Here is a 14,047-nt window from a genome sequence, read left to right on the forward strand (position 1 = left end):
TCGCAATGACATTATTTATTTTTGTCCAACTACTTATTGCATTTTCCTCATGCCTTCTGCCTTCTGCCTTCTGCTATATGTCCGACTACTTATCAACTAATTAAAATTCCTCAAAATCCACTCAACTGCTACCGTTAAATCCGCTGCAATAAAATCCGGTTTAGTATGATGCTGATATTCCCCACTGAGCACACTTTCACCATACCCAGTTTGTACCAAAATCCCTTGACAACCAGCATTATGAGCCATATCAACATCAGTGGCTTTATCCCCCACCATAAAACTATTTTGCAAGTCTAAATCCTGTTCCCAGGCCGCTGCTACCAACATCCCAGTATTCGGTTTTCGCCAAGTAGTATAGCGAGTAAATTCTGGGTTGATTCCGCCTTCAGGTTGACTCAAATAAGGACAATAATAAAGAGCATCTAATTTTGCGCCTGCTTCTACTTCTAATAAATTACAGAGACGTTGATGGAGTGCTTCAACGTGACTAACTGGATAATAATCTCTGGCTGGGCCAGACTGGTTAGAAACTAGACAGCAAAATATTCCCCTGTCATTTAATCGACGTACTGCTTTAGCTACTCCCGGAATTAAGTTTAAATCTTCAATGCGATGAATATATCCAGCTTCAATATTTAAGACTCCATCGCGGTCAAGAAAAACGGCTTTTTTCATAATTAGTTATTATTGTTATAAACAAAATTAGATATTAGGTACGTAGTTGCGCTTCAGCGCTCTTTAAGATGCGCCCAAGTGCAACTACGTACCTTTGTTAACAGTTAACAGTTAACCGTTAACAGTTAACCGTTAACCGTTAACCTCCCCAAACTTTTTTGAGAACGTCTTGAGGTGAAATGTCAGCCATTTTACCCGTAGGTGATTTAATGCCAATAAAACGATCGCTTTTTGGCAACAACTTAGCTGGGTCAGTGGGGCCAAAAAGTGCGATCGTATAAGTCTGAACTGCTACAGATAAGTGCATCGGTGCACTATCAGTACATAGCATCAAATTAGCCGCTGCGATCGCAGCGGCCAACTTACCAATATCATCAGGCGCGATCGCCAAAACCTTCGGACAAGACTCCACTAATTTATCTACAAAAGCTGCATCCTCCGGCCCCTTAACCACCACCACAGGCAAATTTGGCTGTCGCTGTTGTAAATCTTGAATAATCTGCTGCCATTTGTCCACAGGGTAAATTTTATCAATCCCCTTAGACAAAGCCAACTGACTAGAACCGCCGTGAATCAAAACGTAACCGCTATCTTTAATCCCTAACCGTTGCTGTTCCGCCTCGGCCCACTGTATGTCTTGCTTAGGGACATTAATTGCCAGCGGCGGACAGGGCGTATTAATATCAAAGCCTTGGAGTAAATCGTGATACATTTCCGCAGCATACTGCTCAGTTTTCAGCGGTATCGCGTCTGTCAGGAAGATAGAACCGCCGCCAGCATAGCCAACTCGCTTGTTAATACCAGTCAACCACAGCAGGAGTCCTACACTCCAACGCTGTCCCAGGGAGATCGCAGCTTCGTATTCGCGATCGCGGATAATACCCAGCAAGTTTCCCCAGTCAGCTAAAGCATTGCTGTCTTTAAAATCAAATGGGATAACTTCTTTGACAGACTTGCAGACACGGTAGGCACCTTTGGCCCTTGGTTCCACGATCGCGTCAACCTGAGTATTCGGATAAAGTTGTTTTAAGCCATCCAGGGTAGGAAAAAACAAAATTTGATCGCCAATTCCACCAGGAACAAGGGCAACAATTCGCATATTAGTCACTTGAGCTTACCAACCGATTATTCTAAAGGAAGAAATACTTATCAAATCAGCATCATAGCTAACATAGGCACATCAAGGAGTAACCGTGCATTTATTAATTCCCGCCGCAGGCAGTGGCCGGCGGATGGGCAGCGATCGCAATAAGTTGCTGCTATCATTATTGGGCAAATCCTTACTGGCTTGGACTCTGGAAGTCGCTGAAGCCTCGGAACATATTACCTGGATTGGCATAATGGGCCAGCCAGCAGATTTTCCCGATTTTCAAGAAATCCTGGCCAATTCCCCTGTGACTAAACCAGTTCTGCTAATTCAGGGGGGTATCACTCGCCAAGAGTCAGTTTACAACGGTTTGCAGGCGCTTCCAGCCACAGCAGAACGAGTTTTGATTCACGACGGCGCAAGGTGTCTGGCCACGCCAGATTTGTTTAATTGCTGCGCTGAGGCGTTGTTTAAGTTTCCGGGTTTAATTGCGGCTGTCCCAGTTAAGGACACAATTAAAATTACTGATGAAACTGGCTTAGTTAAAGATACCCCCGATCGCAGTCAACTTTGGGCGGCCCAAACACCCCAAGGATTTGAGGTCAAATTATTAAAAGATTGTCACGCTAAAGGCCGCCAACAGGGATGGGAAGTCACAGACGACGCAGCTTTATTTGAAAAGTGCGGTTTGCCGGTACAAATTGTTCAGGGAGAGGAGACAAATTTGAAGGTGACAACGCCAATGGATTTAGCGATCGCAGAATTCATCCTACGCCAACGAGCACAGGCGAACCCTTAAGCGCATCCAAAAACGCAAACACCGCCGGTACTAACAGCGCATCTTTTAAAACAGCCACCGCAATTACCCTTTCCAGCGGAACTGGCAAACTGTACACCTGTACCCCTTCCGGTATCGGTTCAGCGGCCAAACGTGGGAGAATTGCTACACCCAAACCTTGGACAACCATGCTGAGAATTGTTGAGTCTTCGCTAAGTTCGTAAGCGACATCTACAGGGAAATCCGCAGCAGTTAAGTAATTGCGAATTGGCCAAGAACAGCTAAAGTCCGGTGGTTCTAAAATTAATGGGAAACTAGCTAAATCTTCCCAGGTAAATTTATTACCTTTTAATTTGGCATTCGGCGGTAGCAATACAATATATTCATCGCGCAAAATTTCCCTGGTTTCAAATTCATCGCAAGTGGGAATAGTAACGATACCAATATCTGCGCGGCGCGATCGCAAAGCTTGTTCCACACCCTGGGTATGGGGAATTTCCGTAATGCTAACCGCAATTTTGGGGAAGCGGCGGCGAAAATTGGCAATCACTCCGGGGAGTACGTGAGTCGCCACGCTACGAAAAGACGCAATTCGCACTAATCCCCCCTGCAAACCTCTTTCTAGGGAAGCTTCTTTGACCATCATCTCTAAGGATTGCAGAATTTCGCGACCGTGAGCGAGAATTCTTTCTCCTACGGGAGTTAAATGAGCACCGTGACGGCCTCGGTGGAATAGGGGCACGCCTAATTCTTCTTCTAAACTCGCGATCGCATGACTGACTGCTGACTGTGACAATTCTAGAGACAAAGCAGCATCACTAAAATTGCAGCAGTCGGCCACCGCAACCAAGGCGTGTAACTGCGAGATTTTCATTTTGCGCGTATTAATTTCTTTCATCTACTTTGTGTCAGTTTTGCCTAGATTATGACTTACGCATTACTTACGTAACGCCGCCCTCTGGGCGGTTCATTTACCGCCCAGAGGGCGGCGTTACAAATAGTTTTACGTAAGTCCTACTAGATTGCGATCGAGGGAGGACTGGGGATTGGAAAATCTATCTATCTATTTTATTCATATAAGCTATTCAAGCCATGCTTTGAATATATATTTATAACTTGTTAAAGTGATTTTAACAGAGAAAACAACTAATACAGTCTCACAGTTGAGGAGTGCTGCTATGCAAACATCTCAGAAGTGGCTAGACCCAGAAACACTAAAACTTACCTCAATTCCTGGGAAAGAGTCTCAAACCAAACACCAACCTTTATTATCGCTGCTAAAGCGCATTTTTGAGCCTTTAGTTGCAGCCATGATCCGCCGCGATGAGTTCAGAATTTGGCAAACATCCGATCGGTATGGCAATACCTTATGGCACGCTTACGATCCAGCTACAGGTCGCTCTACATCTGTGGCAACTGAAGAGGAAATGCGGGTTTGGATTGAGAAACGATACTACAAATAGTTTAGGGCAATCGCGCTTATTTTGCAATTGGTAGCAGCGATATTTCTAAGCAATCATCTGTAGCTAGCATTAATAAAAACGATGCTTGCTAGTACAGATTGATAAAATTTGACTAGAACAGTTTTCACAGCGTGTAACTGTTCTAGTCAAAATTAAAAAATCTGTACCTTTGCAGATTCACATTCATGGATGAAAGTAGAGATATAGGTATGTTGTTGGGCTTCAGCGCAGACAGTACAACAACATACAAAATGCTTAAGTGGTGTAATTAGCATTACTTTAGATTCCTATATTTCTGCTAAACGATCGCGTCAATTTTTACTACAACTCAAATAGATTAAGGGAGTTTACGGCTATGTTTGAACGCAATTCCCAATTCACCGTTATTAAACTTGAAAATAATCAGGTATTCAGGCTACCTAAAGCATACCGAGATGTGCAAGTATTGTCAGGAACGGCTTGGATAACTGTGGATAAACAGGATATTATCTTGAGAACTGGAGACAAAGTTTCACTCCCCTCAAGTAACAATTTTGCTGTAATTTCTGTTTTAACTAAAGTACCATTAATCTTGGAAGTTTTGACTGATGAACGTAAACCAATAACAAACCAATTTACGGATCGGTTAACAGTAGTTCGTTAAACGCTTCCGTAACGCCGCCATCTTGGCGGTGACTTTACCGCCAAGATGGCGGCGTTACAATTACTAATTACCAATTACCAATCACTTTTTACAAAGTAATGGCTGACTCGGCCAAAAGCGGATAGAATTGTCAATCAAACTATTAATTCCAGCTTGCATATCTTCCTCAGAAATGTTATGATTTTTTAGCAAAAATTTGATTGCTGCAAAACTGGGACTATCAGTCCTAAAATATCCCCCATGAGCGTCAATTTTACCAAATAGGAAAGCAACGCTATTAATCAAATCGATCGGTATAGCTGTAAACTTATTTAAAGGCAATTTTACGCTATTAACTCCCATCATTTCTGAACAGTCAATATAGTTGAATTTTTCAAATAACTCATAAGCAGAAGTGGGGTTAGCTGCTAGTTGAGAACGAACCATAATCCGAATGTAAGGTACATAACTTTTAGTCGGATCTTCCGATTTATTTACTGTTTTCAACCCTTCATTTACTTCTTTTAGATAAATATTTCCCAACCGCAAACCAGACATTTCCAAACTTGGTTCAACCCACCAGTTAGCTAGAGTAGAAAGATAGCGGAGAACAATATCGCGATCGCTAGAAAATAAATAAATTTTCTGACAACGAAGAATAGCAGATCGCACATAATTATTCCGTCCCTCCCGCAGAAACTCCAAAGGGATATCCGGCGCAGACATAATCAACTTATCTAATGTTAAATAATCTCCCATCTCCCGATTGTCATCTACATCTATGTCATCTTTGCCAAATCTATCGGACAAAATTCGTAGGGAATTAACTACTACCAAAGCACCTAAACTATGTCCCATTAAATTGACAGCAATTCTCGGATTAGTTTTGGGTATTTGAACTCTTTTATTCCGATCGTTTTCCAGATTACCAGAGTCATGAGAAAATTTAGCTTGGACTGCTTGATTTTCCTCTGCTAATGCTCGATCTAGCCGCCAAAAAAATTCAGAAAAATCTGGAGATCCGTAGTGAATAGCACGATAGCGATCGCGCTGGTAGACAATTATTCGCATCATCTGCACCACTAACAGCGAGAGCATAAATACGGTCAAAATAATCCAATGCCATTGTACTGCTAATTCTGCCGTCTCGCGCAACTTTAGCCATTGCCAAATGCCAGCCAATTCTGGTAAAGAACCCAAGGATAAAAGTAGCGGTATTCCTAATAGTTTTAGAGAAATATATAACAGAGAACCGGAAACAATAGTTAAACCACCAAGAACTACTAAAAACTTGATGATAATCCCCCAATTATAGCGATAGTCAGCCCAAAGTCCGGGACTAACGAACGGTTTTTCACTCGGCCAGTGATAGCCAATATAAAAATTATTTTTTTCTAAAGTAGCGACATTATTAATTGGATCTTGGAGAGTTAATGAATCAGCTTCATTAATAAAATTATTATAGAAAATAGAGCCAGGAGTAGCATAGCCGTGAATTCGCATGGTTAAGCGATCGCATCCAGAAGACAATACGATTTGAGCTAATTCATCAACATTAAATAGAGGTCTAAAACGCTCTGGTGGGAGTTCTCGGTCTACATTTAAAGAAGTGCTAGCAGTGCTGCTGACTAAGAATACATTTGGATGCTTGCTATCGGCGTAAACCTCGAAATTGCGGCTGAAAGCTTGAGTAAATTGGCGATTATGCCAACGGTTGAGAGTGTTAATTACATAATCTTCATTCACCTTTTCGGCAAACATGGCATACTGCTTTAAATCGCACAGCGATCGCAATGTAGCGACGATTTCCTCAGTAGTTGGACTTGCAGTGCCGGGAGGATTGGGATAAGCTAGCTGTATGATGCGTGCCTTTGTCCACCCGTCAGAAAAGGGAGCATAATTGCGGATAATAGACTCCAACCAGTTGCGATCGTTGTTCCAAGTTTTCTCGTCCATATCTTTGATTAACTCATGATTTAAGCAAAAATTACCCAAAAACACTATATACTATAGTGCCTACTACATATTCTCTGAAATGCCTAGCTAATCCATTGTTTTGCTGTCGCACATTTAAGCTGACTTCTACCTCATATTGACAAAATACTCAGAAAAGCTTAAGCAACACACATTTTAAATTTTAAATTTTTAATTGCTGACAAGTTTTAGTCTGAGTTTGCTAGGGTGTGTTTACGATCGAGACTGACACTACTATTCCCGGTTGTTCTCAGTCGAAAGATGTAGAAATTGGCACAAGGCTTAATCGTAAAATTTACATCTTGCTAAAGGAGGATTCACTTGGTGTATTGCCGTCACCATTTCCGTTATCTCGCAGCTATTGCGATTTCCCTATCACCTATACTGACTGTATTGGGAATATCAAAAGCTCTCGCATTTGCGCCAATTGTAAGGGATTTTGGCCCCGTCGCCGCCACAAACCGCAAAACAGAAGCAGACCAACTTTTTCAAAAGGGTGCTGAGCAATACCGCAAGGGTGAATTTCAAAATGCTGTCGAAACCTATCAACAAGTTTTGGCAATCCGCCAACAACTAGGCGACAAGAAAGGTGTGGGAGAAACCCTCAATAGTATTGGGGAAGTTTACACTGACATGGGGGAATATGACAAAGCAATGGAAGTTTTGCAGCAAGCTTTGACTGTTAACCGGGAAGTGGGTAATCGCCGTAACACTGGTAATACTCTGAATCTGATCGGCGTGGTTAACCGCGCTGGGGATAAACTTTCCGTAGCAATGCAACTACATCAACAAGCTTTGCAAATAGCCAAAGCTGAAGGCGATCGCGCAGGAGAGGGAGAATCTCTCCACAATATAGCAGCAGTTTACGGCGACCAAGCTCAATACGCCAAAGCCATAGATTTTTACCAGCAAGCGCGGATAATTCGCACCGAAGTAGGCGATCGCCGCGACTTAGGGCGCACCCTCAATAACATGGGCGGAATCTACTACAACATGGGTCAATATTCCAGAGCCTTAGAATTTTACAACCAAGCTTTAGCAATTCGCCGGGAAATTGGCGATCGCGCTGGTGTCGGAAGGCTTTTGAACAACATGGGGCTAACCTATCGCAAACTCGGTAAAGATTCTCAAGCTCTGATCTATTTCCAACAGGCTATAGTGATGCTAGAAGCAATTGGCGACAACACCAGCGTCGGACGCTTGCTCAATAACATGGGTGCCATTTACGAAAGCCTCGATCAGTCCCCGAAAGCTCTAGAATCCTATCAGCGAGCCTTGCAAATCGCCCAAGATACGGGGGACAAAGTAGGGGAGAGCACGGCTTTAGAGAGCATTAAACGATTAACAGGGCAAAAATCTGGGCAATGACGAATAGAAAGGGAAATTAAAAATTAATAATTAATAATTAAAATTGGGGAGGGTTCATTTTTATCAAAAATACCCTGAAAATCCTGTGGCTTTGCCGAGATTGGAATAGGAGTGTCAATAATTGCAGGCTTGCGCTGCGCCGTAACGAGAAACCTAGACTGATTGTGAGGGTCAGTCGGGTTTTGTTTCATATCCAGGGCGATCGTGAAAATAAAGTTTCCCCGGTTGATTAAAAAATGGCCAGACTTAACAGGGCTATATGCAGTGGCGATCGCAACTGTAGCCGTGACAGGTTTTGTATTCGGAGTGCGTCAGATCGGAGGCTTGCAAACCTTAGAATTGATGGTTTTCGACTCAATGGTGCGGCTTGGCCCTAACCTAGAGCCTGACCCGCGCCTGCTAGTAATCACCATCACAGAGGATGATAAAAAAGTTTTCAATAGACTGCCCCTTTCCGATGAAGTCATCGCGCGAGTGTTGGAAAAATTATCTCAGTTTCAACCGGAAGTTATTGGTATGGATTTGTACCGAGAGATCCCCTACGAACCTGGAAACAAAAGACTCACAGCCATCCTTAAGTCCCCGAAAATCATCGCGATTAAAAATCTTGGTGACGATCCATCTTCGGAAATTCCAGCCCCCCCTGGAGTACCCCCAGAACGGATCGGCATTAACGACATCGTACTTGACCCCGACGGCACTGTACGCCGTAATTTAATGTTTGCCACCACAGAAGAAGGAGCCTTCTTCTCATTTTCCTTGCGGCTGGCGATGAGTTATCTGTCTGCTCGGAAAATTACACCCCAAAACGACCGCGAGAATAAGGATCTAATCCATTGGGGGAAAGCAAATTTTCTGCCTTTAAAGGCTAATTCTGGAGGGTATGAAAATATTGATGAGAGGGGGTATCAAATTCTGCTTAAATACCGCTCTGACGACTCTGGAGCTCGGCAAATCAACATCTCACAGTTATTGTATGGGCAGGTCGATCCAAAATTGGTGAAAGGCAAAATTGTACTAATTGGCACTACAGCCCCTAGTAGCAGAGATTTATTTTTAACACCCTATAGTCCGGCTAAGCTCACAACCCCGAAAATGCCGGGGGTGCTGGTTCACGCTCAAATGGTCAGCCAAATTCTGGATGCAGTAGGGGGCGATCGCCCTTTGTTCGGGTTTTGGCCAGAATGGGCAGAGATGCTGTGGATTGGCTCTTGGGCATTGATTGGGAGCACTTTGGCATGGTGTAGCCGCCATCCGCTAGCCTTTGCTCTAGGGTGTCCAACACTGCTAGGTATCCTCTGCGCTATGGGTTTGGCGCTATTCATTGACTATAAATGGGTTCCCGTAGCGACTCCAGCTTTGGCTTTTATTTGTACAAGTGCGACTGTGGTAGCTTATCGAGCGCATCAGGTACAGCAGCAGCAAAAAACTGTGATGCGGTTGTTGGGGCAGAATACTTCGCCAGAGGTGGCGGCGGTGTTGTGGAAAAGTCGCGATCGCCTGATTGAAGATGGTAAATTGCCGGGGCAAAAGCTGGTAGCGACTATGTTATTTACTGATATTAAGGATTTCAGTACGATTTCGGAACAAATGCCGCCAGAAAAGTTGATGGAATGGCTGAATGAATATTTGGGTGCTTTGACAGAAGCAGTACAAAGTCATCACGGGATTATTAATAAGTTTACAGGCGATGGCATTATGGCAGCCTTTGGTGTGCCGATTCCTCGCACGACACCGAAGGAGATCGCTGAGGATGCTAGGGCTGCCGTTTCTTGCGGTTTGACTATGGGCGATCGCCTTAATGCACTCAATCAAGATTGGCAACAGCGAAAGTTACCAGTGATTGAAATGCGAGTTGGGATTTTCACTGGGCCGATAGTTGCTGGTAGTTTGGGAGGAAAAGAGCGATCGGAATATGGGCTTTTGGGGGACAGTGTTAATATTGCTTCTCGGTTAGAAAGCTGCGAAAAAGATCGCCAATGCGATACCTGTCGGGTTTTAATTGCTCACCAAACTTTAACTCATATTCGAGGGGAGTTTTTAGTGGAACACTGGGGGCCTTTAGCTTTGAAGGGTAAGCATCAAACTGTGGATGTTTATCGGGTGATTGGGAAAAATAAGGATTATGGCTAATTGCTAATTGCTAATTGCTAATTGCTAATTGCTAATTGCTAATTTATTAAGACATCTTAACTGTAGGCTTTTGCTCTTGGATTGAGCGGGCCATTGAGATAGAGAAAGTTTATATCTAATAGTCTTGGCAACTCCTATAATGGAAATTGTAGTAATAGATGGTAAGGAAACTAGAAATTGTGCTATGATTTAGAGCGTCTAATTTTTGTGAGAGAGAAAAGAGATACTGATAGTAGTTACATTTTGTTAAAATATTGTACAATATCGGCAATCTAACTTTATAGAAGGATGTTAGCAATCAAATGTTAGAAAAGGTAAAGCTTGTTAACTTCAAAAGTCATAAATCTACGGAACTTAATTTAGATAGTTCTCGCCTCCACGCACTCGTCGGACAAAATAGTTCTGGAAAAACATCAGTTTTGCAAGCAATACATTATCTTAGTATGCTTACCAATTCAGATTTTACAAATGTTTTTCAAAATGAAAGATCACCTGAATTTCTTACAACCATTGGGCAAGATAATATGTCCGTTATCGGAAGTGGTTTCTGGGGGGATTACAATCGGGAAAATTGGGAAGCTTCCTATAAATGGATCAAAACCCTTAAGGATTGGTCGCCGACAGTATTAGGGAAGTCCCATCGAGATATTAAAGATTCCAGTCAAGATATTAAAGATATTATTATAATGGGGCGGCCACCAAGGTTAAAATCATTAAGGGATGCTGCCTCTCCAATAACCGAATCCTTAAGATACGCAGTTCATCTTAAGCTAGTAGCTAGCGATTTAACGAAAGCCGCTTATAGCGATGCAATTGAGCCCCGATTAGATTTTGATAGCTCATTGTTAGCACCTACCTTGGACTATATTCGTGCAGAGGCTCCCGATAAATTCCAAGCCTTACAAGAAATGTTGCAAAGGATTGTACCAGGGGTAAAAAAGATAGGGGTAAGACGAGCCAAGGTTCCAGTTAATCGTCAACGATCGATTGAAGTTGATGGAAAATCCATCTTCTACGAAGAAAGTCAAGAGATGATCGGGCAAGAAGTTGTCCTAGATATGAATACAGGTGAGCGAATTCCATCTCATGCTATTAGTGAAGGAACTATGCTCACTCTCGGATTATTAACTGTGCTGATGAATCCTAAACAACCAAATTTAGTGTTATTAGATGATATTGAACAGGGGCTTCATCCCAAAGCCCAACGAGATTTGATGACTGTTTTTAAGGAGATTATTCAAGCGAATCCTAATCTACAAATTATTTTTTCTACCCATTCTCCGTATATTGTGGATGAACTAACTCCTTCTCAAGTTCATGTATTAAGTAACACGAAATCAGGTTTTACTCGTTCTAAACGATTGGATGAACATCCTGATGTAGAATGGGCAAAACAAACTTTAACCACTGGCGAGTTTTGGGATGCAGAGGGGGAAGATTGGGTGGTTGAAGGAGAAATAAATGATTGAGTTTGTGGTAATTGTAGAAAGTAGCGCGGATGCACGAACCGCTACTAAATTAGCTGAGCGCGTTTTAGTGGATAAAGTAGATTGGTTAGAGCCTGAACAACTTCAATATTTATTTCGTTGGAGTGGTTTAGAAGAAAATACAGAACATTCCTGTTGGAGAGATATTAGGGCGATTATTGATTCTGCTAAAAGATCGGGGTTTCATGTCCCCAGATTTAGAGGCCATAGTCAAGGTGAGCCACTAAAAGCTGATGGTGCAGCTAGCATAAAAATTCTGAATTTAGTAAGATTTCTTCAAAAAACAAGGCAGATTAAAGCGGTTATTTTTATTCGCGATTTAGACAATCAACCGGAGCGAAGAACAGGTATTGAGCAAGCGCGTTCAGAACACATCAAGGGACAGCCTCAATTAGAAATTGTAATTGGTACAGCCAAGCCTAAGCGGGAAGCTTGGGTTTTGAATGGGTTTATTTCATCTAATCAAGAGGAAGAACAAATTTTAAGAGATATAACAACTAAATTGAGCTTTGACCCTTGTAAAGAGTCACACAGATTACGATCTAATTCAGGGGAAGAACCAGAGAGAGTTAGAAATTCTAAAGTCGTCGTTGAAATGGTAACAGGGGGCAAGATGGAACGCGAACAGCAGTGTTGGCAAGAAACCCCTCTGGAACATCTACGAGAAAGAGGTGTTTATACGGGGTTAGCAGCCTATATTCTTGAAATCGAGGAACGATTGACTCCAATTTTTTTATCTGAGTAAAAGACTAAGCGCGATCGCCGATCGTCTTTGTCTTGGATATCACCATCTACACCAATATCCCACATTCCACACTCTTAGCAGAATGCGGGTTACATTAGCAATTAGCAATTAGCCTACTTTAGCTCTTGCAATATTTCCTCAGTTTTTTCTACTTCCTCACTTTTCCCTTGTTGCTGATAAAGCTCGCGAGCTTGTTCAAAAGCTGTAATCGCCTCAGATTTCCGTTGCTGCGCTAAGAGCCCAATGCCCAAATTATAGTAAGCACTGGCATTCTTGGGGTCTAAATTAATCACGCGCCGAAAGGTAAGAATCGCTGAAAAATAATCTTCTTTTTCCAGTTGAATTTCTCCAATAGCTGCGTGTGCTTCGATTAAACGGGGTTTTGCCACTACTGCTCGCTGATAAGCCGTTAGTGCGCCTTCAATGTCATTCTGAGCCTTTAACAGAGTTCCCACCTCAAACTGCACATCAGCATTCCGAGGTTCTAGTTTAGCCGCTTCTTGAAAAGCTGCTATGCCTTCAGGGATGTTACCGTTGCGGAGCAATGCTGTCCCCAGTTTAAGCTGAACTCCTGCTTGTTTGGGAGCAAGTTGAGCGGCTTGCTGGAGTACCTGCACCGCGTTGGGGTAGCGCCTCTGCTGAAGTAGTACCATACCCAATGAAGAATAGGCTTGCCAGTTTTTGGAGTCAAGAGCGATCGCCTGTTGGTAAGCTCGAAAAGCTCCATTGTAGTCTTGCTGTTGGAATAAGGCCACGCCAAGGCCAAGATAAGCGTTGATGTTTTTAGCATCAAGTTGGGTGGCGCGACGGTAAGCGATCGCGGCGGCCGGATAATTTTCTAAATTAGCCAGAGAAAAGCCCAAAGCATACTGAAAATCAGCGTTATTGGGGTCAAGGGCGATCGCTTGTTGATAAAATTCCGCTGCGGCTTGGAAGTTACCCTGGCGAGCTTCTAAGTAGCCAATACCGGAGAAAATGCGGGGGTTTTTGGCATCTAAGCGGGCCGCTTGCTGATAAAGTGCGATCGCTTGAGCGATTTGTCCAGAGTCAACCAATTCGCGCCCTTTGCGGAGGAGTTCGTTAAGATTTTGATTAGTTTCAGAATTGGTTTGAGCCAATATTTCGGCAGAAAGGACAACCTGTGGCGTTGCTGCGGCGAAAACTAGCGCCAACAAGGTACTGACTGCCAATAGAGTTTGTTTGTACACGGCCATGTTGTTCTAAGGGTTTCTGGAATTAGTGTGTGAGTGCCCATCGGGAATCTTTGAGTTGCAAGATGTAGTTTCTCTACAGAGTTCCATCAACTCAAGATTTTTGTGTTTGAGGATAACAAACGATGATTGTAACAACAACTGATGTCATTCAAGGTGAAGAGGTTCATACCTATTTGGGGGTTGTCACCGCTGAGGTAGTCTACGGAACTAACGCCCTGCGGGACTTCTTTGCAGGAATTCGCGATATTATTGGCGGCCGTACTGGCAGTTATGAGGAAGTATTTAGGAAAGGGCAACAAGATGCGCTTGCTGAGTTAGAACAACGCGCTAAGCGGATGGGAGCTAATGCTGTGATTGGTGTTGAAATTGACACGGGCACAATTAATGTAGATAGTTCCGGTGCTTTGTTGTTGATTACTGCTGTTGGCACTGCTGTTAAGTTGCGGTAGGTAATAAGCTACTATCTGTAACGCCGCCCTCTGGGCGGTATCTTTACCG

Annotated in this window: 13 protein-coding genes; 8 read left to right on the forward strand and 5 right to left on the reverse strand. The window is 43.1% G+C overall.

The window, feature by feature from the left end:
• Window positions 1-96: 96 nt before the first annotated feature.
• On the reverse strand, window positions 97-678 hold the full coding sequence (locus tag PY364_RS27915) for an HAD family hydrolase (protein ID WP_275570960.1): 582 nt from the start codon (window positions 676-678) through the stop codon (window positions 97-99).
• A gap of 139 nt (window positions 679-817) precedes the next feature.
• Window positions 818-1,777, reverse strand: a complete 960-nt coding sequence (locus PY364_RS27920; RefSeq protein WP_275570961.1) for a glycosyltransferase family 9 protein — start codon at window positions 1,775-1,777, stop codon at window positions 818-820.
• Window positions 1,778-1,871: 94 nt separating this feature from the next.
• Here PY364_RS27920 and ispD point away from each other — a divergent pair, with 94 nt between their 5' ends.
• Window positions 1,872-2,564: a 2-C-methyl-D-erythritol 4-phosphate cytidylyltransferase gene (gene ispD, locus PY364_RS27925; RefSeq protein WP_275570962.1), complete on the forward strand. Its 693-nt coding sequence runs from the start codon at window positions 1,872-1,874 to the stop codon at window positions 2,562-2,564.
• On the opposite strand, the gene PY364_RS27930 is transcribed toward ispD, so the two are convergent.
• Window positions 2,530-3,441: a LysR family transcriptional regulator gene (locus tag PY364_RS27930; protein WP_275570963.1), complete on the reverse strand. Its 912-nt coding sequence runs from the start codon at window positions 3,439-3,441 to the stop codon at window positions 2,530-2,532. The two genes, ispD and PY364_RS27930, sit on opposite strands and share 35 nt — an antisense overlap.
• 280 nt (window positions 3,442-3,721) lie before the next feature.
• Here PY364_RS27930 and PY364_RS27935 point away from each other — a divergent pair, with 280 nt between their 5' ends.
• Together PY364_RS27935 and PY364_RS27940 are read left to right on the forward strand one after the other, a co-directional pair.
• Window positions 3,722-4,006, forward strand: a complete 285-nt coding sequence (locus tag PY364_RS27935) for a hypothetical protein (RefSeq protein WP_275570964.1) — start codon at window positions 3,722-3,724, stop codon at window positions 4,004-4,006.
• Between the two features lie 355 nt (window positions 4,007-4,361).
• Window positions 4,362-4,649 (forward strand): hypothetical protein, encoded by a 288-nt coding sequence (locus PY364_RS27940; RefSeq protein WP_275570965.1) that lies wholly within the window; start codon window positions 4,362-4,364, stop codon window positions 4,647-4,649.
• 81 nt (window positions 4,650-4,730) lie between these two features.
• Here PY364_RS27940 and PY364_RS27945 read toward each other — a convergent pair whose 3' ends face one another.
• Entirely contained in the window at window positions 4,731-6,584 is a 1,854-nt protein-coding gene (locus PY364_RS27945) for an alpha/beta hydrolase (protein WP_275570966.1), read from the reverse strand.
• A gap of 342 nt (window positions 6,585-6,926) precedes the next feature.
• Here PY364_RS27945 and PY364_RS27950 point away from each other — a divergent pair, with 342 nt between their 5' ends.
• The 4 genes from PY364_RS27950 (at window position 6,927) to PY364_RS27965 (ending at window position 12,335) form a co-directional block, all read left to right on the forward strand.
• A complete protein-coding gene (locus tag PY364_RS27950) occupies window positions 6,927-7,970 on the forward strand; it encodes a tetratricopeptide repeat protein (protein ID WP_275570973.1) in 1,044 nt (347 codons plus the stop codon).
• Window positions 7,971-8,174: 204 nt separating this feature from the next.
• Window positions 8,175-10,103 (forward strand): adenylate/guanylate cyclase domain-containing protein, encoded by a 1,929-nt coding sequence (locus PY364_RS27955; protein WP_275570967.1) that lies wholly within the window; start codon window positions 8,175-8,177, stop codon window positions 10,101-10,103.
• Window positions 10,104-10,405: 302 nt separating this feature from the next.
• Window positions 10,406-11,572 (forward strand): ATP-binding protein, encoded by a 1,167-nt coding sequence (locus PY364_RS27960; protein ID WP_275570968.1) that lies wholly within the window; start codon window positions 10,406-10,408, stop codon window positions 11,570-11,572.
• Entirely contained in the window at window positions 11,565-12,335 is a 771-nt protein-coding gene (locus PY364_RS27965; protein ID WP_275570969.1) for a hypothetical protein, read from the forward strand. The genes PY364_RS27960 and PY364_RS27965 overlap by 8 nt, the downstream gene beginning before the upstream one ends.
• A 113-nt stretch (window positions 12,336-12,448) precedes the next feature.
• Here the strand turns inward: PY364_RS27965 and PY364_RS27970 are convergent, their stop codons facing one another.
• Entirely contained in the window at window positions 12,449-13,549 is a 1,101-nt protein-coding gene (locus PY364_RS27970) for a tetratricopeptide repeat protein (RefSeq protein WP_275570970.1), read from the reverse strand.
• Window positions 13,550-13,671: 122 nt separating this feature from the next.
• On the opposite strand from PY364_RS27970, the gene PY364_RS27975 reads away from it, so the two are divergent.
• On the forward strand, window positions 13,672-13,998 hold the full coding sequence (locus tag PY364_RS27975; RefSeq protein WP_275570971.1) for a YbjQ family protein: 327 nt from the start codon (window positions 13,672-13,674) through the stop codon (window positions 13,996-13,998).
• Window positions 13,999-14,047 lie beyond the last annotated feature (49 nt).

Origin of the sequence: Kamptonema sp. UHCC 0994, from assembly GCF_029167235.1 — a bacterium.
Classification (GTDB): Bacteria; Cyanobacteriota; Cyanobacteriia; order Cyanobacteriales; family Microcoleaceae; genus Kamptonema.

Bases quoted from the DNA above. Each gene is read 5' to 3' on its own strand.
- PY364_RS27960 (WP_275570968.1), top strand. From the start codon at position 10,406: ATGTTAGAAAAGGTAAAGCTTGTTAACTTCAAAAGTCATAAATCTACG.
- PY364_RS27975 (WP_275570971.1), top strand. From the start codon at position 13,672: ATGATTGTAACAACAACTGATGTCATTCAAGGTGAAGAGGTTCATACC.
- PY364_RS27920 (WP_275570961.1), bottom strand. From the start codon at position 1,777: ATGCGAATTGTTGCCCTTGTTCCTGGTGGAATTGGCGATCAAATTTTG.
- PY364_RS27930 (WP_275570963.1), bottom strand. From the start codon at position 3,441: ATGAAAGAAATTAATACGCGCAAAATGAAAATCTCGCAGTTACACGCC.
- PY364_RS27945 (WP_275570966.1), bottom strand. From the start codon at position 6,584: ATGGACGAGAAAACTTGGAACAACGATCGCAACTGGTTGGAGTCTATT.
- PY364_RS27935 (WP_275570964.1), top strand. From the start codon at position 3,722: ATGCAAACATCTCAGAAGTGGCTAGACCCAGAAACACTAAAACTTACC.
- PY364_RS27940 (WP_275570965.1), top strand. From the start codon at position 4,362: ATGTTTGAACGCAATTCCCAATTCACCGTTATTAAACTTGAAAATAAT.
- PY364_RS27965 (WP_275570969.1), top strand. From the start codon at position 11,565: ATGATTGAGTTTGTGGTAATTGTAGAAAGTAGCGCGGATGCACGAACC.
- PY364_RS27915 (WP_275570960.1), bottom strand. From the start codon at position 678: ATGAAAAAAGCCGTTTTTCTTGACCGCGATGGAGTCTTAAATATTGAA.
- PY364_RS27970 (WP_275570970.1), bottom strand. From the start codon at position 13,549: ATGGCCGTGTACAAACAAACTCTATTGGCAGTCAGTACCTTGTTGGCG.